22 protein-coding genes are annotated in these 18,594 nt (G+C 49.6%); all 22 read right to left on the bottom strand.

All coding sequences use genetic code 11. The features are described from left to right. Nucleotides 1-762 precede the first annotated feature (762 nt). The 22 genes from C5471_RS05510 to C5471_RS05405 all read right to left on the bottom strand — a co-directional run bounded on the left by C5471_RS05510 (nt 763) and on the right by C5471_RS05405 (nt 18,474). The gene (locus tag C5471_RS05510; protein WP_133815722.1) at nt 763-2,457 is read right to left on the bottom strand and encodes a type VI secretion system Vgr family protein; all 1,695 of its coding nucleotides are present in this window, start codon (nt 2,455-2,457) and stop codon (nt 763-765) included. Continuing rightward, a complete protein-coding gene (locus tag C5471_RS05505) occupies nt 2,454-3,002 on the bottom strand; it encodes a baseplate complex protein (RefSeq protein ID WP_133815723.1) in 549 nt (182 codons plus the stop codon). Before C5471_RS05505 ends, C5471_RS05510 begins: the two co-directional genes overlap by 4 nt. Beyond that, nucleotides 2,992-3,723 (bottom strand): hypothetical protein, encoded by a 732-nt coding sequence (locus C5471_RS05500; protein ID WP_242688586.1) that lies wholly within the window; start codon nt 3,721-3,723, stop codon nt 2,992-2,994. The genes C5471_RS05505 and C5471_RS05500 overlap by 11 nt, the downstream gene beginning before the upstream one ends. Further along, nucleotides 3,705-4,328 (bottom strand): tail fiber assembly protein, encoded by a 624-nt coding sequence (locus tag C5471_RS05495; RefSeq protein WP_133815724.1) that lies wholly within the window; start codon nt 4,326-4,328, stop codon nt 3,705-3,707. Before C5471_RS05495 ends, C5471_RS05500 begins: the two co-directional genes overlap by 19 nt. Then, a complete protein-coding gene (locus C5471_RS24220; protein ID WP_242688585.1) occupies nt 4,328-6,436 on the bottom strand; it encodes a phage tail-collar fiber domain-containing protein in 2,109 nt (702 codons plus the stop codon). The genes C5471_RS05495 and C5471_RS24220 overlap by 1 nt, the downstream gene beginning before the upstream one ends. Further along, on the bottom strand, nt 6,437-6,994 hold the full coding sequence (locus tag C5471_RS05480) for a phage tail protein (protein WP_133815725.1): 558 nt from the start codon (nt 6,992-6,994) through the stop codon (nt 6,437-6,439). Further along, entirely contained in the window at nt 6,975-8,162 is a 1,188-nt protein-coding gene (locus tag C5471_RS05475; RefSeq protein WP_133815726.1) for a baseplate J/gp47 family protein, read from the bottom strand. The genes C5471_RS05480 and C5471_RS05475 overlap by 20 nt, the downstream gene beginning before the upstream one ends. Before the next feature lies 1 nt (nt 8,163). Next, a complete protein-coding gene (locus C5471_RS05470) occupies nt 8,164-8,490 on the bottom strand; it encodes a DUF2590 family protein (protein ID WP_133815727.1) in 327 nt (108 codons plus the stop codon). Then, complete coding sequence (locus C5471_RS05465) at nt 8,487-10,607, bottom strand: phage tail tape measure protein (protein WP_133815728.1); 2,121 nt, start codon at nt 10,605-10,607, stop codon at nt 8,487-8,489. Before C5471_RS05465 ends, C5471_RS05470 begins: the two co-directional genes overlap by 4 nt. Before the next feature lie 12 nt (nt 10,608-10,619). Continuing rightward, nucleotides 10,620-10,763 (bottom strand): DUF6890 family protein, encoded by a 144-nt coding sequence (locus tag C5471_RS25240; RefSeq protein ID WP_422630905.1) that lies wholly within the window; start codon nt 10,761-10,763, stop codon nt 10,620-10,622. Between the two features lie 44 nt (nt 10,764-10,807). Next, a complete protein-coding gene (locus tag C5471_RS05460) occupies nt 10,808-11,068 on the bottom strand; it encodes a putative phage tail assembly chaperone (protein ID WP_133815729.1) in 261 nt (86 codons plus the stop codon). 119 nt (nt 11,069-11,187) lie between these two features. Continuing rightward, the gene (locus C5471_RS05455; RefSeq protein WP_207627217.1) at nt 11,188-11,556 is read right to left on the bottom strand and encodes a hypothetical protein; all 369 of its coding nucleotides are present in this window, start codon (nt 11,554-11,556) and stop codon (nt 11,188-11,190) included. Further along, nucleotides 11,556-11,897, bottom strand: a complete 342-nt coding sequence (locus C5471_RS05450; RefSeq protein ID WP_133815731.1) for a M15 family metallopeptidase — start codon at nt 11,895-11,897, stop codon at nt 11,556-11,558. The genes C5471_RS05455 and C5471_RS05450 overlap by 1 nt, the downstream gene beginning before the upstream one ends. Next, nucleotides 11,884-12,186, bottom strand: a complete 303-nt coding sequence (locus C5471_RS05445; RefSeq protein ID WP_133815732.1) for a phage holin family protein — start codon at nt 12,184-12,186, stop codon at nt 11,884-11,886. Before C5471_RS05445 ends, C5471_RS05450 begins: the two co-directional genes overlap by 14 nt. Before the next feature lie 17 nt (nt 12,187-12,203). Further along, a complete protein-coding gene (locus C5471_RS05440) occupies nt 12,204-12,659 on the bottom strand; it encodes a phage protein (RefSeq protein WP_133815733.1) in 456 nt (151 codons plus the stop codon). A gap of 3 nt (nt 12,660-12,662) precedes the next feature. Next, nucleotides 12,663-13,841, bottom strand: a complete 1,179-nt coding sequence (locus C5471_RS05435; RefSeq protein WP_133815734.1) for a DUF2586 domain-containing protein — start codon at nt 13,839-13,841, stop codon at nt 12,663-12,665. Nucleotide 13,842: 1 nt separating this feature from the next. Then, a complete protein-coding gene (locus tag C5471_RS05430; protein WP_133815735.1) occupies nt 13,843-14,547 on the bottom strand; it encodes a hypothetical protein in 705 nt (234 codons plus the stop codon). Beyond that, nucleotides 14,544-15,038: a phage tail protein gene (locus tag C5471_RS05425; RefSeq protein WP_133815736.1), complete on the bottom strand. Its 495-nt coding sequence runs from the start codon at nt 15,036-15,038 to the stop codon at nt 14,544-14,546. The genes C5471_RS05430 and C5471_RS05425 overlap by 4 nt, the downstream gene beginning before the upstream one ends. After that, entirely contained in the window at nt 15,035-15,508 is a 474-nt protein-coding gene (locus C5471_RS05420; protein WP_133815737.1) for a head completion/stabilization protein, read from the bottom strand. The genes C5471_RS05425 and C5471_RS05420 overlap by 4 nt, the downstream gene beginning before the upstream one ends. Nucleotides 15,509-15,605: 97 nt before the next feature. Then, a complete protein-coding gene (gene gpM / locus C5471_RS05415; RefSeq protein WP_133815738.1) occupies nt 15,606-16,319 on the bottom strand; it encodes a phage terminase small subunit in 714 nt (237 codons plus the stop codon). Between the two features lie 3 nt (nt 16,320-16,322). Continuing rightward, nucleotides 16,323-17,402 carry a phage major capsid protein, P2 family gene (locus C5471_RS05410; protein ID WP_133815739.1) on the bottom strand — a complete coding sequence of 360 codons (1,080 nt, stop codon included), beginning with the start codon at nt 17,400-17,402 and terminating at the stop codon, nt 16,323-16,325. Nucleotides 17,403-17,442: 40 nt separating this feature from the next. Further along, nucleotides 17,443-18,474, bottom strand: coding sequence for a GPO family capsid scaffolding protein (locus C5471_RS05405; RefSeq protein ID WP_133815740.1), 1,032 nt, complete (start codon nt 18,472-18,474; stop codon nt 17,443-17,445). Nucleotides 18,475-18,594: the final 120 nt, after the last annotated feature.

Here is an 18,594-nt window from a genome sequence, read left to right as displayed (position 1 = left end):
AAAGAAAAGGCCACCGCAAGGTGGCTTTTTTGTTTTCTGCGGTTGTATGAAAATTTAGAAAATGGCGGCAAAATGGCGGCGGCTTGGCGGCACTGGTTATATATACACTATTACTTTTATTAAAAATAAATGGTAATCAGTAGGGGAATTTATCTTATTCATGTGAAAGCCCTGAAATTTTTAAGGCCCTACAAAAGCTCACGAAAACTCTTTCCGTCATGTCAATTTCGCGACTTTCGTTGTCCGTTCTTTCTGATCCTTGTTTGATCTTTCTGTGCCAAGTTTTGCAAGACTTTTTATCGCCTCCGTTGTTATTAACTCTTTGTATTATCTTTATTTTCTTTATCGCCTACTTTCCTTTTACTTTCCGTTGTTGTCTTGCACTAAACTGACAGAAAGTCAAAAAGATCCTTTTAAAACATGAGGTTAAACAATGAGTTATTCCGCTTCTGACTCAGTAGTATTGCAAAATATTGCAATGTGTTGCACTGAGTGCAAAACAGGCCCTTGAGCTTCACCCAGTGCCAGCGCAGCCTGCCGCCAGGATTGCGCACAAAATTTATTGCAAAATTTTTTAGATCCCAATCGGGCAGGCGGGAGCGGTGTAGCGCCGTTTTCGTGGCGCGGGCGTTTCCGTCTGTCGTTTTACGTCGCACCAGATTAACGATATTGAAATGATGTGAATAAAGACAAAAAGCGCCCCATTTGGGGCGCAGATGTGCTGAGGATGGATTAGAGGTGGTTTGGTGCTAGGTGTTTTCGTCAGCCAATAAAATTGCCGTATTTCTTGGCGAGGGCACGGGTTTTCCCCGCGATTGCCGTCATACTGCCGGCATTCGTGGGGGCACCAGTATTGCTGTGGGTGTGACTGGCCGAGGCTTTTGCCAGCTCGTCAACCACATCAAGAATATCGGTCAGCAACGTTAACACATTGAGGCTGTCACTCCCGAGACGAACAGACGAACCAATCAACTCATGTGTTGCGGCCACACTACGGCGGATGCCCGCTATCTTCTCTGTCAGGGCACCCCCCACCGTTTTTTCGTCATCCCGGCCAATTTGTTTTTTTTGATTCTGCTCCACTTCTTTTGTGCTATTTTTGCACTTAATCAACATGTTAGCGGATGTTGCTTGCGAGTAATCCCCGGTCGAAATATGAATAACAGCACCGGCCATCAGTGTTGCTGTGCCGATAACTGTGGTTGAATCATTGCCCTGAATGGTTGCCGTTCGCTGAGTTGTCGTGCGGCTTTCTTCGTCGCTGGTGATAATCCGGCGTGCGCTGGTTTCCTGAATTTCTTGATCAGTTTGCCGTTGCCAGGAGCCTTCTGTGGTTACGCGCTGACTAACGCCGGCACGCTGTTGTTGCAATTGTTCACCGGGTTTGATGGCGGGCAGCGCCTGCCCCGCGGGCAATGTCTGCCTGATCATCGGCTTGTCGGGCCGGCCATCTGCAAAACCAATCTCAACCAGGGTGCCTGCGGCGGGATATTGAAATAACCCCCCTTCCGCGCCCGCCAGAGGGACCGGCAAAGGGACCGCTTTATATTCCGGGATGTCGCTTGCCGGGTTGCCGTTCTCATCAAGTAACTGAACGTTAACAGCATAGCGGGGTCGGAAAGGATCGGCTTCATCTCCGAGTGCTGCCGTATCAGACGGACTGATAACCCGGGCAAGGCGCGGCAAATGCAAACCCGATGAGAGCTCAGGGTACAATTTATCTATCTGCCGCCGCTCCGGGGATTTCTGAGCCGGTTTACCCATTTTATTGACCGGTGTCCACGTTAGTGACATTTCATCATCCGTGATCAATATCTTGCTAATGCGGCGTCCGTTGACTTGCATACCTGGCCGGATGGCCGGGATAAGCGGAAAAGTTTGGGTAGTTCCCGCTTCGCTGCCGCTTGAAAATTCATTAGGAATATCAATGGGTGTACGAGCATAACGTGAATCAGCGTAACTACCAACAAACACGGTACCGTCCGGAAATTGAAACCAGACAAAATCCGGGATATTAAACGCGCGGCCTAAATTGGTTAACAACGGGTACCCGCTACCGGCGTGCTGAAAATACGGGATCGGGGAATCGGTGTAATCTGTGCCAACCGGCAGAATAAACCGCATATTTGTGTTGCGACCCAGCTCATCAATTACCGTGCGCAGGGTGGGATGTTGCAGTGAACACGGCCAGTTTCGTTCAAAAACGCCGGTCAGCTCTCTGACAAACAGGCGCTGTGAACCATTTTCAGCCGGGGCGCTGCGTTCAACAAATCCGGTAAACCAGCGGTAAACAGCAGTGTTGTAGCCGAGATCAAGCCTGACAAGTTGGCCGGTATAATCTTTTTCCGTTAACGCAGTCACAAAACCCCGGCCGCAAGTGTTAATTTCAAGAGCCATATGCAAATTGTTGGCCGCGATCTCATCATTCCCTAAGTGCAGCATGACCACGGATTTCATGATTTAGCCTCAGTCGGACCAATAGCGGTATCTATTTTTTTCAAGACATTTTCAAACCAGGATAATTGTCCTTGCCCGTCCGCATCCGCGTTCTTACCCGCGGCACCCTGAACATTTGCTGAAACCGCTGCGCTGCGGGCGGCACGGCGCTCCGCAACGCTGTTATATTCTTTTAACGTAAAATTGACCAGCCAGGCCATTTTATCGGTCTGTTGTGCAGCATCAATATTACCTGAAAAGGTGGCCTCCCTGAATTTAATGGCTTGAGCAACTTCATGGGCAACCCGATAGCGCTTCATGTTGCCATTTGCCTCTCTGGCTTCAGCGATGGCAAATAAGCGGGTCAGTTGAGTTTTGTCGGTGAACGGAATAAGCCCGGACACGCGCAGCTCTTTACTTTTGATGCCCTGCTCGGCTGTTGCCGTGCTGCTTGCCTGGCCGGACTGGTCTTTATCCTGAATTTGCATGGACGGGGTGACGATAATGTTTTTCATCAAAATCGCTTCACCGTTTAGTGCTAACACAATGATTTGTTCACTTGTCATCATTCACCACCATAGCGCGTAATTGTGCCAAATCCTCACCGACGAACAGCATGGCCAATGTAAAAATGGCATCACCTGCCGGGATACCTTTTTTCATGTTTGTCACTGCGGCGGGCACGTTATCAGTCGATAGCGCCCAGATGGGAAAGCTTCCTGATTGTAATCGCGTCAGGGTTTCACTCGCATTCTTTAGAATGCCGGCACGCTGGGCTGCAAATTGTGACAACATTTGACTCATTGTCTCTGATGAATGTCCGCCCGTCGTCTGACTGATAGTTTCCTGCAATTGTTGTGCGGCGGTGGCGGCCCGCACGGTTGACAACGATAATGGCATCGGGGCCGGCAGGCTGTTTTGTAATGCCGGAATTTGCATTTTGCTGATAGCCAGATTGGCGGCATTGCGGGCTTTGCGTTCGAGTTGCTTAAGCTCCGGCAACGGAAATATTGCCCCGACACCGGCCAGATTTTTCACAAATTCGCCTAGGCTGGCCGCCGTTATCATCAAGACAGTAACGTTATTATCCGCACCCGCGGACACCAGTTTATCCGCTAAATAATTAACGGCGTTGTCAGGACTCAGATAATGACCCGAACTTTGCGTTTTGCCGGCACCATAACTCCACGGATGGACGGCGACAGTAGAGCACGTCACCGGTTTCAACCCCGCTGGAATAGATAATCGTTTACGCTGCCACATAGGTATCAAGGTATCGTCGGCCATTCAATGTCGGGGGCCTGTGAAACGTCAATCCGACCCAGCAATACCACATACTTTTTCCATTCAAGCAACAACGTTTTTTCTTCTTCCGAAGCTAATTCAGCATCAACAGCATATTGAAGTAAGGTGATGGTTTCATTAGCTTGTTTGCGCAGGGTATTTTGCAGTTGTTCTGCTTGTTCAACCTCGCTGGCTTTTATTGCGGCTTCGTCAGTCACCCACTTTGTGCCGTCCCATCGGTCATAATTTGTGGCGGGTGGTTTGAAGGTCAAGGTTTCTGGGAGATCGCCCAGTTCAGTGATTTCCTGCCTTGCTCTAGTTTGTATGTTGTAAGCAGTTTTTCCGCGATAGTCTGGAACGATTTGCCAGTGCTGACCATCCTCACTACGACAAATAGCCTCATCATGAGATTTAGGGAGCTGTGGCGCATCGGGATAGGCGCTGGCTGGAAGCCCTACCCCTTCCATCAAATATTCCGGGGTGGCACCAAGAAATTCTCTTGAAACGGGTGCTGCATGGTAGATTGTCAACCAGCCTGCATTTTCTGCCAATCCATCTTTTCCCAATATTGCGGCTTCTGGTTCTAAAGAATATTTTTGTATTATCATTATGCTGCTCTCACTATGTAGTTAAAAGCGATGTTGCGGGGGTGAGTCTCTTTAATTCCGTATTGTGCACGCCGGTAGCTGGGGTTACTTGTTCCAATCTTAACGTCGGTGTCGGTATTACCGGTCGCGGGCTGCCATGACAAAATCCCACGCCCCGTATCCACACCACGCCCATCATCCCAACCACGAATAAACTCACCTCTTAAATCAGGTAGCGTTCCTGATGGGTATGCTGCTGCTAATTGTGGGTATATGGATTTATTAAATGACTGTCCATTGCATGTAAAATAACCAGCAGGCGCATTCGGTAACGGCCACGGGATGGGTGAGCCAACTGGGATGTTACTTGCAGCACTGATATCATCAAGTGTTGCTAACGTGCCGTGCTTTTGCGGAGTCAATAATTCATATCTGCGTTTGCCAGCGGCATCATTAGCGTATATTGTCAAGTAATCAGATGCTGTACCTTCTACACCTATTATTTTTTTATTTTTCGCTTCAAATTCAATTGTTGGAAAATTCGATGCATTATTGACTATTAAGTTTCCAACTCGCGCACTTAAAGCACTCGAAATCGGCAAAGCCCCCACATCCTCAGCAGTAGGTTTATTATTTGGACTGTAAACACGCTGCCCACTTTCATAAATGTATCTTTTCGCCCACATGTCTTGACTAGATACAACATCTTTGCCGTCGCCGGATTTTACATATCCGGTTGCATCCACATTCCCGTTTACAACTCCACCGGATTTTGGGTAAGCATTTTTCGCCAAATTCACGGTTTCCGCAATATCGTTCGTATAAACACATTCCCCCCCCGGTTTTGCACCATTATTATTAGAAAATTGTGCAAATAACCGCCCGGATGAGTTAACCCAAATCTGACCATAGTCGCTATCACCAATGCTGACACCACGGGCATAATTAGTTGATGCGCCACCACGAAACGGGCCGTTATATCCCAACACGGGGATCTGATCAACGGATCTCAAGCCGGGAAAAGCGCCTTTAGCTAATCTGACGGTTTCCGCTAAACCGAGATTGCTCACAAAGGCATTCTTATCAGGAATGTCAGCGCCGTTTTGGTTTTTTGCTAATTTGCTGTTGGCATTATTATTTATATCTGTAACTAATTTTTGAGTTGCAACCAGAGTATTGCTACTGCCGGTCATATCGGTAAGCTGAACAAAACCTGGCTCGGTCAATGTAGCATCGGGATGTCGGCGGGATTGTTCATGCTTTTTAATCGCATCACTGATTTGATCATGCAGTGAGCCTTTTGGACGTAAGTCGGTAATGTTTCCGCGGGCGTCAATGCGGGCAACCGCAAACACATAATGCGCAAAGCCCGCATCATCCGTGTAATCAAATAAACTTTCCGCCACAGTGAGCTTGACTGCTGTTTGCCAGCGACTGGTTAAGTCGCCCATGTAGCTGACATCAACAAATACGTTAACCGCTTCCGCGGGTACACTGATGTTTTGATTGCCCTGCAATGTCGCACGCAATCCTTTGATGTACCCTGTGCCATATTTTACAAAAAACTGATCGCCGAGTTTGGCAACTAAAAAAGCGTCACCAAAGAAAGCAACCTGCCCGGCGAAGTCACAAGTGATTAACCGCTGCATTTCATCGATACCACCCAACCGGGCGGTAAAATCAATCTGCCACATCTCGGCCGGGGTGTTGATAGCCGTTTCTTTTGCCGCGCCGACAAATTCCAGTAAAAATGAACGGGTTAATACGTTCCCCTGTTCGCCGCGGGCGGTTCTGATTTTGCGCTGTGGTGGGGTATGCGCAATCATAGCCACGGTGCCGCTCGCTTTATTGATCAGCCCTATCCAATTAAAATCAAAATCGCCGGTATCAGCACCGAGGGTGACGGAATAAGCGACGGTGTTATCATTCACCGCGCCAACTTTATTCACTGCCTGCCGGCACACGATCTGACTGTCAGGCGGTAAACCCTCTTTCCGATAAATCGGCGCGGTAATGTCAAGGCCCGGAATATTGGCGAGCACAAATTCATCAAGCGCGATAATCCTCCCCTCTTTCACCTCTTGCGCTTTCCATTTCTCAAACGCCAGCGTAATGATTGACTGAGACATTTAATTTTCTCCCTGTAATTGTGCACAGAAAATGTGATAGTCAGCGGTGACATGACCGACACGCATCAGCAATGATTTGCTGGTCAGAACTTCAAAGCGATATCGGCGGCATGTGCGGCCATATTGCGAAACAATATTCATTAACAAATCGGGATAGCCGGATATCTGGCTATCGGTCACCCGTAAAATAATTACATCCCAGTCAATATCGGGTTGACGCTCCAGGATTTCGATATAACCGATCCCTAATCGCTCAAATATTCGAATGAAGCCGGCGACGCTACCGGCATCCTGGGCATTAATAAACGCGTATTTCACCCGCGCCCGGAACAACGAGAGCGGTTCATCTCTGAAACGCGTGATATCACGCTGATAAGCCAGGATCGGCAGTAACGATTCTGCGCAAGTCATGGGGTCAGACTGATGCGACGGCCACATCAACCAGCTCAACACTTTTTGCCAGAATGTGGCGCAGGCATTTTGTAGCGCCAGAGGTTCGCCTTTATCCATCCATACAGGTAACTGAAATTTCGGTAATTTATTCATGGCTGTGTTCATTCACCACTAATGTTTTCAGTCTCGGCACCGACAACGCACTCTCAATATCGTCCAGCGATAACTTGACTGACTCAATTTCTGAAAAATGGTTATGCAGTTCTTCCGCCAGTCTTGACATAGAAAATACGCTGTTCGGCCAGGTTTTTTGTACGTCATAATCCCCATTTTCACGAAAAGCACACCGGATCAGATTTTCTATATTTTTGAGCAATAACGTCCGGTGCTCCGGGTTCAAATGCTGATCGGCAGAAAAACGAACAGTGATTATCAGATCATATTGAGTTTCCGGCATTGGCAAACACAGCACATCATCGCCGTGGCCGTGGTGACCTTTTGACATGACATAATCGTTGACTACATCAATAAATGGCTGGCTGGCAACACCGGACTCCAGCAACAGATAAACATTGGCAGTACCGGGCCCACGGGGCGCATCATGCAAAAAGAAAATACGATCTGTGGTTAATTCGGCAATGCCGGCTATCATGCTGCGGTACACCGCATCAATATGATACTGACTGGGTAAATTAAACTGATTGCGCGTTCGGTCGCGTAATTCATCGTCAGTTTCCGTATCCGCCCCCGGTGTCGTTAGCCAGTTTTCTTCATTAACGGCGGAATCAATACCGGCAATCGCGCCGGGTAATATTCGGTAATAACCCGGTGCCAAGTTGTAACCCTTACCGGGATTTTCTGCTGTGACAACAACAAGTGCGCTGGATAAACCGGGCGCGATAACAACCGCATCATTTGTCAACAGTCGGTAAACCGTATTATTGATACGCTCTGTTTCGATAATTGTTTTTGCCGGAACGGTAATGTCTTGTGTTGGGTCACTTTTTGTAAAGCGGATAACACCCGCTGCGGGCTGTGCGCCTTTTCGTTCCAAATTAACCGCACGGGCAAACAGATCGATAAACGTTCCCGTGGCGGTGGCCAGATACATATTTTTCATCACGACATTAATGAGCGCGCCCTTTAGCCATATCACTGGCTGAACAACAATCGAGCTAATCAACCGCCAAAATGGCGACATCGGTGATGTGTTAGTGATGAGTCCCGACTTTTTCACTTCAGCATCAAATTCAGCCAGAATTTCGTCTTGGGTCGTCGGCATACCCTGCTGCGCTAAAATAGATTCGTAATCGATATCGGGTTTTTGCATCATGTCAATAGTTTCCTGAAATACGGCCAAAGTCGTAAGTCTCTGCTTCAATCATAAAATGGCCGCGGCCCTGATCAGTGATGATGACGGTACCGGGTACCAGTCTCGTGTCTTCTTCCGTCAGCAATTCCATTCTCAATAAAATATCGCTGCGCAATACCACGCTGCGTTCTGCTATCAACTCTTTCACGATGCCGGACTCCATGATCCGATGCACAACATCTTGTGAAATGCTCACCCGGTTATCACAAGTCACGGGCTCGTTACCGGAATTCAGCGTAAAATTGCCGTGAGTTATCAATAAATCAATATATTGGTGTTGCTTATTCATCCTGCGGCCAGTTCCTGTGATTCCATGATGCTGCTAAATGACGCGCCATTCGGCGGATAAATATTGACTTCACGCACTTCGGTTTTGCGATTGTTATTCATGTTTTGCTGATTGTGTAAAATCTGCCTGTTAATGCCCCCAGGCGGAAGCGCGGGCACTGACATTCCTGCCGGCACCGGTAACGCTGATTTATCATCCGGGATCGGGGCGGTTTTTAACTCAATATCCACGCCGGGAATAGTATTCAGTTTTGAGATAATCCAGTTGTATGAGTCTGTGAATGACTTTTTCAGCCAATCCCATAACCCGGCAAACACGCTGCCAATATCGTCCACAAAACCCAAAAATGATTCGACTGGAGATAACCCGGAAAAGAAATCCACGACGGATTGCCAGCCCGCTTTCAGTGTGTCCCACGCCCAGGCGTAAGTGTCAGCAACCTGCCCGGCGATTTTGATGATCCAGCGAAATGCAGCGTATTCCATGAGCGCGGCTTTTAGCTCATCCCAGTTTTTGATGACATACCAAACGCCGAGCGCGAGAGCGGCCAGCGCAATGATAATTAAGGTGACAGGGCTTAATAAGATTTGCATGGCAACGCCGGCGAACATCGTTGCCAGTCCATACGCGCGCATTGCGATTGCACCGACACCTAATACCAGATTCCAGGCCACGATCCCGACACGGCAGATGGCCGTCCATGCCGCCATCAGCTTGGCTTTCAGGTTAAAATTGGCAATCGCGATGGATGCCGCCAGCACGGCACCGCGGAAAAATCTCAATGCCACGGCGGTAGCGAGCAGCGTGATACGATACGCTTTGGTAAAAAACGTTACGATTTTCAAAACGCGTGCATTGATATTCAGCAACCAGATTAATGCCTTAAAGCCCGCCCTCAAGCCAACAAGAATAAAACGCATCATCCCCAACGTGATATTCAAGATGGCCCCCGCCGCGGCAACCCCCAATGTGAAGGTCGAAATGTAGCCGAGCCAGCGTGTGATATTCGGAAACATATCCAGCCATTTTGCAAACTGAGTACCGGCAGCAATAGCTATCTCAACCAACGGCGAAATAGCCGGGATTAACTGCATTCCGAGTGAAACCCGGATGCGTTCCCATACGGCACCGAGCCGTTCCCAAATATCCGCCATTTTCTGCGCCATTTCCGTGGAACGATCCAGACCGTGAGTGTTGCCTAATTCATTAATATGTTTACGCAACTTATCTGCCTGGCCCCATGACGCGGTTAGCGCTTTAGCGCCGTCGCCGAACGCGGCATTTAATGCCTTTTGCGCTTTAACATTACCGTCAATGGTATTGCCGAATTTGGTTTGCAGTTTTTGCAGAATGTCCGGAAAAGCGAGCAACACCCCTTTGGCATCAGTTAGCGTCACACCCAACTGACGGCCACCGCGCACGGCATTTTGTAAAAACGCGTCGTAATAGTTGCCGGCATCAGCGCCATGTTTTTGGCTGATCGCACCGAGTGCGGCAAATTGCTCATCCATGCCAATGTTCAATTTGCCGGGTGTCGGTGCAGACTCCAGCATAGCCTGTATATCCGACATGCCCGAGCCGAAATTCCGGGTCATGTAAGCGGTTTTTGAGGCCATCATCTCAGCAAAAGGCACCTGCCCGATTTGCCTGACGGTTGAATCAAAGCGTTTCACCAGTGAGGTCATATAGGTTGCGGCTTCGTCAGCGCTGGTTTTCGTTGCCACGGCCAGTGTGTTAATCGCTGTGGTGTATCGCGGCAATTCAACATCAGTCAATCCGGCGATAGTGCCCTTAATAACCGTCGCCGAGGCAACAAACTCGGCAGCAGATTTGCCGTAAGCGGTACTGAATGCCAGTGAGGCGCGATAGACTTTATCCAAGCTTTGCGTGCTGACATTGCGCGTAGACAGCTCATCTAACGCACTGCGCACCTGTTGAGCGGGAGACAGCAAGGCTTTCATTCCTTCCGAAACCCCCCACAGCCCTGCTGCCCCGACCGCAATTTTCTGAAAGGATTCCTGCGATTTTTTCGCAAACTGTTCAACGGATTGTTGAGCCCGCCCAAGCGGCGCGCTTAAGTTATTTTTCAAGCTCAACAAAAATGACAGTTCTTTCATGTAATCACTCGGCTATTTCCCGTTAAACGCCAGCGCAATGCCCTCTGCCGCGCTATTCACTTCACGTTGATAAAAATATTCGGCCAACCAGATAGCCCGCGCCAAATCCTCTTTATCGTCTGTGCCGTGCGGCAGAAAATGCCGCCGTAAGGTCAGATACTGTTCCAGTGGATTAGCACGGATAACCGCGGCGAGGGCGTCTATTCCTTTACTTCGATCTCAACGACCGGGGCGTACAGTTCATTCACTTTTTGTGCAATTTGTGCGGCGACACCCGGCAATTGCAGTAAGCCGTTTAAGGCTTCCCGGTGGTCTGGTACCACAATCCGTTTTAAGTAGGTATTAATCGCGCCGATCACGTCTTGCCCGGAGGCGGATTCATTCAGGCATTTGTTATAAGCCACAAGGGTGGGTGCAAACTGCACATCAGTACCGCTTACGGTCAGTGAAATTGTTTTCATCGTTCCAGTCCTCTCTCTTTTCTATTTCTGTGACTAACTGATTATGCCGTGCGGCACATGCTGCATACCCTGTGCGATACCGCCGCAACGTCTTATCAAAATCCGCCCCGGTGACCCCGTCAAGGCGCGGCAGGTTTACCGGGCAGCGCGTTTTCAAATTTTCCTGATAGGGCACGCTCTGTCTCTGTTGTCGCTTGATTGAACAGCCGGACATACTCATCAGTAGCGCAAACATGGCTAAAAACAGGCTTAACCACTTCTTTTTGAATAACGGTTTCGGTATGTACTTCATTGGCCCGAAGTGTCTCCAGCTTATTTTCGAGTTGCCGCGCCGACTGACGCGCAATGTTTTCCATATGCTGCCGGGTCTTTTCCGTGTTTTGCTGTATTGCCCGCTCAATTTCCGCCTGATGTCCGCTATGCGCCCGCCAGCCCAGCCAAAAACCACATAACGTCAACAAAAAAGCGGGGGCAGTCCGGCGCAACATCAGCGAACCCCTTGATGTTCAAGGCTGAAATGATTCCCATCCGGGCGCGATTTGAAACGCCCGCCCCACGTTCCGCCGAGGGACTCCCAGTATTCACCGAGGGGCAGATAATCCGCTGTTTGTGTCTGATAAACCCCATTAATAAATAAATTCAAGTCAACCGCCAGGCGTTGAGTATGAAGACTGTTAGCAATGCCTGCGCCCGTCTGTGCATTGATAGCAGCCTGCGCCGGTGTGCGATAGGCTTCACCAAACGTCAGCCGGTAACCCTTGTCACCTGCCCAGGTAATCAGTTGGGCTATCAGTTGGGTGAACAACTGTTGTTTTTCACTGAGTGTCATTTTTGACTTTTCCTGTCAATAAGTCGCTGCCACGTCTTCGCAACCACAATTCAACCCCCTGATGACCGGCAATCCCCAGTGCCGCCCCCAAGCCGATGACGGCAAGCGGGGATAAACCCGGTATCCAGATCAGTATTGAACCTGCGGCGACAGAGACCGCCGAACCCAACACAATCCGGCCAACAAAAAGCCGCAGGGTAATGGGCTCAGTACTGGTCAACATTTTACCGAGCGTGATGATTGCGCCCATCAGCAACAAACTTAATAAGGTCTTTTCATGCTCCTGCATCACACCTTCCTATCCAATTATCCAATGAGATCGCGCACATCCTGTGTTGACAACACCGGTACCCCGTCGATGCGGACAAAATCCGGACTGGTGACCAGATACTTCACTTTCTGTGATGCGGTATCGCCGCCTTTCACGTCGAATGATACGGGCGTTGTGACAACTAACTTCACACCAAAAACTTCCACTTTCAGTTCTTCACTGCCGGTATTGGCATAAAACAGAATGTCAGTAGTCGGAATGGCCCGGTAACTGCCTGCCGACCGTGCTGACGCCGTAATTTTTTTAAAGTTACGCGGATCAAGCTCAATCTCACCCTCGGCGCTAACGTCACCGGCTACCCAGCCATCCGGAATACCGCGCGTCTGGGTTGTGGCGGTGTTATCGGTGATATCGAGCGAAATAGTTTTGACATGGATTGTTTCGGCACCGAGTGTAATATCAAAGCTTTGGCCGCTAATGCGTTGTGACATGTTTTACCCCTCCAAAGTGGCATCTAACATAATGCCTACACTGATCGATTTAGGGCTGCCATAAGGTGTGATAACCAAATATACGGCCACTTCTTCTTTATTTGTCCAGACGATAGACACCGCATCATCCTTCGGTGGCTCAATCTCGCCAGGGAACGTCACACCATTGATCTGAGTACTGCGGGACATTTCACGCAATGTTGCAGCAAAATAGGTCTTGTGCGCCGCGATACTGGCCGGCGTACTGTTCATTGAGCGATCAGCGATTTTTGCAATCGCGCGGAGACGAATACGGCGCGCAGCTTTATCGACAATGCGCAAGTATTCAATGGCCTGAAAATCACCGCCTTTGGCATCCAGTGTTAAACCGTCTGACCAGTAATAGCCTTCATAATCGGAATACCACATCGGGACCGAATAGCGCAGGTCATGCATGGCTCTGAGTGTCGCCAGCGTCAGTTCTGTGCTTACTGCGTCAGCCGGTAAATCCGCGCTGTCAGCCCCCAGGCCAATTAGCGCGCCGGTCTTTACACGGGCCGGGCTGTCAGCAATCGTCACAGCCCGGTGGCACAAACGCCCGCCCAGTGCGCCGGCTTCATTGCCCCACAGCGACGGCACTAACTGTACACCTGGGGCCGCCATGCCGTTTTCCAGATTGGCTAAAAAAGTCAGGTATTGCGCCCAGGTTAAGCCTGGATCTTTCCCTTCGGTGGACGGGGGCATTTTAGCCGCCGCACAGACGGTCAAAATAAACCACATCCAACGCCCTAACTTGCCAATCAGCTCATTGCGTAATGTTGAAAAAGCGTTAATCAGATCGCGTCCGGTGCTGAGGTTATTGATATCAGCGACAACAACACAGCCCTCGACTGAAATCACGTCTTGTACCGCTAAGACTTCGGGCACCCAATTTTTAAGATCGCTGTCGGGTGACATTAATACCGCATAAGCCTGCCAGTTCTGGCCGGCATTGCGCTGGGCCGCAAGCACATTCGCCCGTAACGCCGGACTCGCATGACTCAATAATCCGCTGATATCAGATTGCGAATTAAGTGTAATGAGCTCGCTGGACTCGTTGAGATCGGTTGTTGCATACCCGATAAAGAGCAATGTTCGCTCAATCTCATTAATATGCCCCTGCTGCTGATTTAACTGATTAATCGTGACGGTCGGCCAAGTCATTTTATTGTTTCCCTTTGATATCTTGCGCTTTCACATCCCAGCCAAACCCGATGGCCTGGAGTTGACGCGCCAGAATTTGATTCAGTTCATCATCACTGACACCCAGAAATACCCGGGCCGGGATGTCAATTTGCCAACGGGTTTTGGCCGGCTTCTGACTCAGCTTGCGGATAAGCAAACCGGCTTGCGCCCGGCTCATCGTGTCTATAATGATTTTGCTCGGCACCGGCACATATCGCTTACCGTTCCAGCGTTTGTAGCCCAATTTGCGTAACTTTTTCGCCTGTCGGGGCAACGCGGTCAGCCCGCGTTGATCCGGGCGAGGTGCCTGGCTGGCATTCATCGTAAATGACGCGCCGTATTGCTGAACCGCACCAATTAACCCGGCAGCCACCGCTTTATTGCCGTTTTTGTAATGTCCGCCCTTAAAATAAATTCTGACGGCCTGATGTTCAGGCAATTCTTTGACATGCATCAGTTTTGGTAACTGGCGCAACATCTTTTTTTTGCCGCGCTTACGCTTCGGCCACGGATTGCCATTCGGATCGGCTTGATTACGCTGATGGCGAACCGCGGCTTTAATAATGCCGAGTTTGGCAATACGCCAGAGCAAGCGCTGGCGCTGCTTCGGCTGTAAATCCCGTTTGCTCAGTGCTTCGCGTAACTGTTTGTGCTGCTTTTTATCCAGACCGCCGGTTATTTTCATGATTTTTTATCCAACGGAGCGCCGTTCTGGTCAGTGGCATATAACCAGCCCCGGGTTGCTGTCCACAACGCGGGATTTGCCAGTGAATAGCGCTTTTCATCAATCAGAATGTCACCATCTTCACTAAGGCAAATATCAACGCTGTCGGCCAGCTCCAGAGTGATCTCAAGGGGTGATGTGAATTCTTCATCAAATTCGATATCAACAGTCGGGGCCGCCACATCCAGCTCTTCATACAATTCATTGCTGAACTGCTCAATCCATATCAGCACCAGCGCATAAAGCCGCGCAGGCGGGCAAATCCGGTACGGGAAATCCCCCCAATTCAACACCGCGGTATAGCGAAAAATCCCTAAGCGGCGCTGATCCAGTCCGAGATTTTTTGCTGCGGGGATCAGTGACGCATTGTCCACCGCACTACTGAATTGCTGCATTGCCCGGGGCGGCATGTGTTCAATTAAAAACTCAGTCAAGCTTTCAATCTGGCTCATAACAAGTACACTCCCACCCGCGGTAACTTCTGCATGTTGCGCAGCACGGAGGCGGTTTCAGCCAACAAATTCCCGCGCGAATCGGTTGATTCCTGCCCCGGGTGCGTTTCGCGCCGGCCGATAATGGCAAACTCGCCCATCAGATCGGCTTTTGCGCGGGCGTAAACGGCTTTTCTGTATTGTGCGGTCAGTTGATTTTCATCACCCATTTTTGCCCCGGGAACATCACACGCCCGGCTTACCCCGCGTGAGCACCAGTATTCTACAACCTCGGTCAAGCTGTCGTTGATTTCAGCTATGGCGGCGAGAATAGCCTGACCCGCGGTATCAGCCGGGAGCTCGGGCGGAATAGTGCGCGCCCGCTGGAACTCCGCTAAATCCAGATCAGGCCAAAAATCCACGCCATTGATGATCGGGGTATGCTGATAGTCAATCGGTTTGCCACTAAATCCCAGACTCGGTGCCGTCATGATTATTTATCCTTGGTAAAAAAGCGGGCTAACGGTTTCCACGGCGAGAAAGCCAAGGCTGTCCCCCTCCACCGCGCCCGCTTGGCCTGCGGTGTTCTTATGATTGTGAGGTTAATGCGCGAATGCGGGCCGCAATTTTCTGGCGCTGGGTATTCACCCCGATTTTCCGATCAAAGGCGGCGGCTTGAGCCAATAAAGCCTCGGCTTTTTCCAGTGTCGCCACATCATCAACTGCCGTGACGCCAGACACACCCTGGCAATTCTTATCACGAAGCAGCATCAACCCGGCGAATTTGAACCATTTGGCGTTAATTTCTTCGTGTAAGCGCCATTTTTCCCTGACATTGTTGAAGGTCCGGCTAAAATACGGCTCTATGCTGTGACCCTGCTCGGACTGAGTGCGCGCCCAGTCCAGCACGGTATCCGCAGCGAACGCCGCAAATTCACGCCGAATGTTGCCCGGGGTTTTTTGCCCTTGCGAAATCGCGATATCAACCCAATCCAGCGCCTGATCATAACTCCCGACATCAAATAACCAGATGACGCACCACGCAAATACCGGATTGGCGTAAACGTTGCTGCTGTTGATGTAACATTCGACAGTCGGCGTCCATTTCGGCAACAGTTCATCACGTTTCATCTCAACACGTGCCGCATTATTAGGCAGATCACTTAGCCGCAATACATCCGCTTCCAGCTCATAAATCTGTAAATGCAGGCTGGCGGGCTCCGGGGCTAACGCCTCACACTTTTCCAGTGCTTGTTGTGCACGGTGGCGTTGGCGGTGACGCTGGCACGGAGTTAATACCATGATTTAGCCCAAATCCGTGTTTGCCTGGCTTTCGATAGCGGCCAGTTCATTTTCTGTGAGTGACTTCTCAGGCTCTTTAATCAGACCGTCGCCGATCGTGACTTTATCAATCGACGCATATAATTCATCGTATTCAACGGCATAGCCTTCCATGCGCAAGTAGTTATTCTCAAATTGCTTGCGGTCATCAATCCAATCCGACCGGCGTTGCCGGGTACGTGCCTGGGTGTATAAATGCAAATTTTTGAGTGTCGTGACGATAATCCGGCCTTCGGGCATGAACGGCGGGGAATAAGCTTTTCGCCCCGCTATTTCTCGATTAATCAACTGTGCGGCGACTTTTTCGGTCGGGCGGTCAATGCGATTCATCATGCTTGTCGTATCCGCCCCGATTAAATCAGCTGACACGAGTACAACTAAACGCGGGTCTTGTCGAAACTGTTCGGGAATAAGCGTATGAATCAAATCAGTGGCTACGGCATCTATTGAAACGAAATCCGCGCCCGTTCCGACGCGATCCAGGACCACTTTGTCGGTGACAATCTGACCGGGGCTGCGGACTTTCACAATTTGATGCCAGCCGATGTTCACATCCTCGCCACTGGGATATTTCTCCGGGTCGGTATCTTCCGCGATAAGCGTACCGTTAAACCCGACTCGCAGCATATCGAGCGCAAATGATTCGGTACTGAACGACTGAATGCGCTCAAAAAATTCATTCTCACTGCCGGCGTTGGCCCAGGTCACTAACGTGTCATAGGGCAAGAACGAACCGGAGTCTGTTTCGACTAATTTATAGTCATTTCCCGTGGGGCCCATTTCGCGCATAAAACGCCCGCCTTTTTTACGCCCGGTGAACAAACCGGGGTTACCCGTCGCGATAACCGAGCCACTGATTTGCTCAACGTCCATCACCGTGATCAAACCCAAAAATGTCGATTCTTGAAGTAACGCGTCCCGAAACTGAATTTCGTGCGGCTCGGTCAGAGAGAAAAACCGCGCTGTTGAATCGACATGAGACGTTTTTGCGAGTCCGGCAGTGTATTTTCGTAATAACGCTTCCGCTTTCGGTGTTAATCGCATTGCTTTACCTGCTTAAAATTGTAAGTGGTTCCGGTGCCAATCAAAGAAAAGAAAATTTATCGCCAGTGCCGGGGGCACCATGAGGTTTGAGTGTCTGACGATTTTCCATCACGCTAAATTTTTGCAAAATTGTACTGAGCTGGCCTTTGATGTCAGTCAGTTCGTTATCTTTTGCCGTCGCGGCGGGCTTACGCGGCGGATGTGAATATTTACGCACGCGTTTGGCGGGTTTTTGATGTGTATAACGCCGAATAACCCGATCTAATTTCGACTTCGCAACAGAAAATTCAGCGGCTTTCACTTCGTCTTCGGGGTTTTCTGCCACTTCATCCGCCAGATCAGCGACTTCGCCAGCCACATCTGAAATTTCCTCAGCGATATCCGCAACATCCGCCGCGGCCTGCTCAGGGTTTTCGGCTTCACCGCCCGCTTTCGCTTCCAGCGCGTCAATGCGGGCCATCAATGTTTCAATCAACTGTTTTAATTCGTCCATTTTGGCTTTATCCTCACCTGTAGGTTGTGTTTCTTGTGGGTCTTGTAGGTCTTTGCCCAGGGCGGAAAAGAAACGCCAGAAAAAACCCGTTTTCTCTTCTTTTGGTCTGGTTTCACCCAGATCTAAGATTTCAATATTCCCGCCAATACAGTCTTGTTTTTTGCCATTAATAGAAAACAGGAACCTTTGTGTACCCAGACTGGCGGGCACATCTGTGGCGGCCAAACCCACCAAATAATTGCGTTCAGCATCACCAAAATTCGGCCAAATCTCGACAGAAGAAAATAATTTCTGTCCTATCTTATTCGCTTCAATTAAAAACTGGTTCGGGATGACTTTGGCAAACAGTTTAATTTTTCCATCGTGCTCTTCATATTTCAGGGTGTCTACTTCACCCAAATTAAATGTAAAATCCCGCACTTTCGGATCTTCTTCGTGACGCGGCCAAATTAAAGCCGTATAAGTGTCACGATTATACGTTTCGGCACAGTCAATCAGCCACTGCGGATCAATGATACGACCGTCGACTGTCGGGCCGGATGTCGCAATACAAATCCAATCCGAAATTACTTGCGCCATAATCCCTCTATTTTAAAAGAGTCGTTTTATTTGTCTGATTGATTATTGCCGCTATTTTTTTATTGTGCACGCATCACTATTTTGTTTTATTCGGTTATCACCGGTTATCCGGATTTATCA

Origin of the sequence: Photorhabdus tasmaniensis (genome assembly GCF_011189505.1) — a bacterium.
Classification (GTDB): domain Bacteria; phylum Pseudomonadota; class Gammaproteobacteria; order Enterobacterales; family Enterobacteriaceae; genus Photorhabdus; species Photorhabdus tasmaniensis.
Note: the sequence above shows the minus strand (reverse complement) of the source record. Positions and strands in the feature narration are given on the sequence as shown.

Excerpts from the sequence above, each read along its gene's own strand:
- C5471_RS05510 (WP_133815722.1), bottom strand. The coding sequence starts at position 2,457 with ATGAAATCCGTGGTCATGCTGCACTTAGGGAATGATGAGATCGCGGCC.
- C5471_RS05505 (WP_133815723.1), bottom strand. The coding sequence starts at position 3,002 with ATGACAAGTGAACAAATCATTGTGTTAGCACTAAACGGTGAAGCGATT.
- C5471_RS05500 (WP_242688586.1), bottom strand. The coding sequence starts at position 3,723 with ATGGCCGACGATACCTTGATACCTATGTGGCAGCGTAAACGATTATCT.
- C5471_RS05495 (WP_133815724.1), bottom strand. The coding sequence starts at position 4,328 with ATGATAATACAAAAATATTCTTTAGAACCAGAAGCCGCAATATTGGGA.
- C5471_RS24220 (WP_242688585.1), bottom strand. The coding sequence starts at position 6,436 with ATGTCTCAGTCAATCATTACGCTGGCGTTTGAGAAATGGAAAGCGCAA.
- C5471_RS05480 (WP_133815725.1), bottom strand. The coding sequence starts at position 6,994 with ATGAACACAGCCATGAATAAATTACCGAAATTTCAGTTACCTGTATGG.
- C5471_RS05475 (WP_133815726.1), bottom strand. The coding sequence starts at position 8,162 with ATGATGCAAAAACCCGATATCGATTACGAATCTATTTTAGCGCAGCAG.
- C5471_RS05470 (WP_133815727.1), bottom strand. The coding sequence starts at position 8,490 with ATGAATAAGCAACACCAATATATTGATTTATTGATAACTCACGGCAAT.
- C5471_RS05465 (WP_133815728.1), bottom strand. The coding sequence starts at position 10,607 with ATGAAAGAACTGTCATTTTTGTTGAGCTTGAAAAATAACTTAAGCGCG.
- C5471_RS05460 (WP_133815729.1), bottom strand. The coding sequence starts at position 11,068 with ATGAAAACAATTTCACTGACCGTAAGCGGTACTGATGTGCAGTTTGCA.
- C5471_RS05455 (WP_207627217.1), bottom strand. The coding sequence starts at position 11,556 with ATGTTGCGCCGGACTGCCCCCGCTTTTTTGTTGACGTTATGTGGTTTT.
- C5471_RS05450 (WP_133815731.1), bottom strand. The coding sequence starts at position 11,897 with ATGACACTCAGTGAAAAACAACAGTTGTTCACCCAACTGATAGCCCAA.
- C5471_RS05445 (WP_133815732.1), bottom strand. The coding sequence starts at position 12,186 with ATGCAGGAGCATGAAAAGACCTTATTAAGTTTGTTGCTGATGGGCGCA.
- C5471_RS05440 (WP_133815733.1), bottom strand. The coding sequence starts at position 12,659 with ATGTCACAACGCATTAGCGGCCAAAGCTTTGATATTACACTCGGTGCC.
- C5471_RS05435 (WP_133815734.1), bottom strand. The coding sequence starts at position 13,841 with ATGACTTGGCCGACCGTCACGATTAATCAGTTAAATCAGCAGCAGGGG.
- C5471_RS05430 (WP_133815735.1), bottom strand. The coding sequence starts at position 14,547 with ATGAAAATAACCGGCGGTCTGGATAAAAAGCAGCACAAACAGTTACGC.
- C5471_RS05425 (WP_133815736.1), bottom strand. The coding sequence starts at position 15,038 with ATGAGCCAGATTGAAAGCTTGACTGAGTTTTTAATTGAACACATGCCG.
- C5471_RS05420 (WP_133815737.1), bottom strand. The coding sequence starts at position 15,508 with ATGACGGCACCGAGTCTGGGATTTAGTGGCAAACCGATTGACTATCAG.
- gpM (WP_133815738.1), bottom strand. The coding sequence starts at position 16,319 with ATGGTATTAACTCCGTGCCAGCGTCACCGCCAACGCCACCGTGCACAA.
- C5471_RS05410 (WP_133815739.1), bottom strand. The coding sequence starts at position 17,402 with ATGCGATTAACACCGAAAGCGGAAGCGTTATTACGAAAATACACTGCC.
- C5471_RS05405 (WP_133815740.1), bottom strand. The coding sequence starts at position 18,474 with ATGGCGCAAGTAATTTCGGATTGGATTTGTATTGCGACATCCGGCCCG.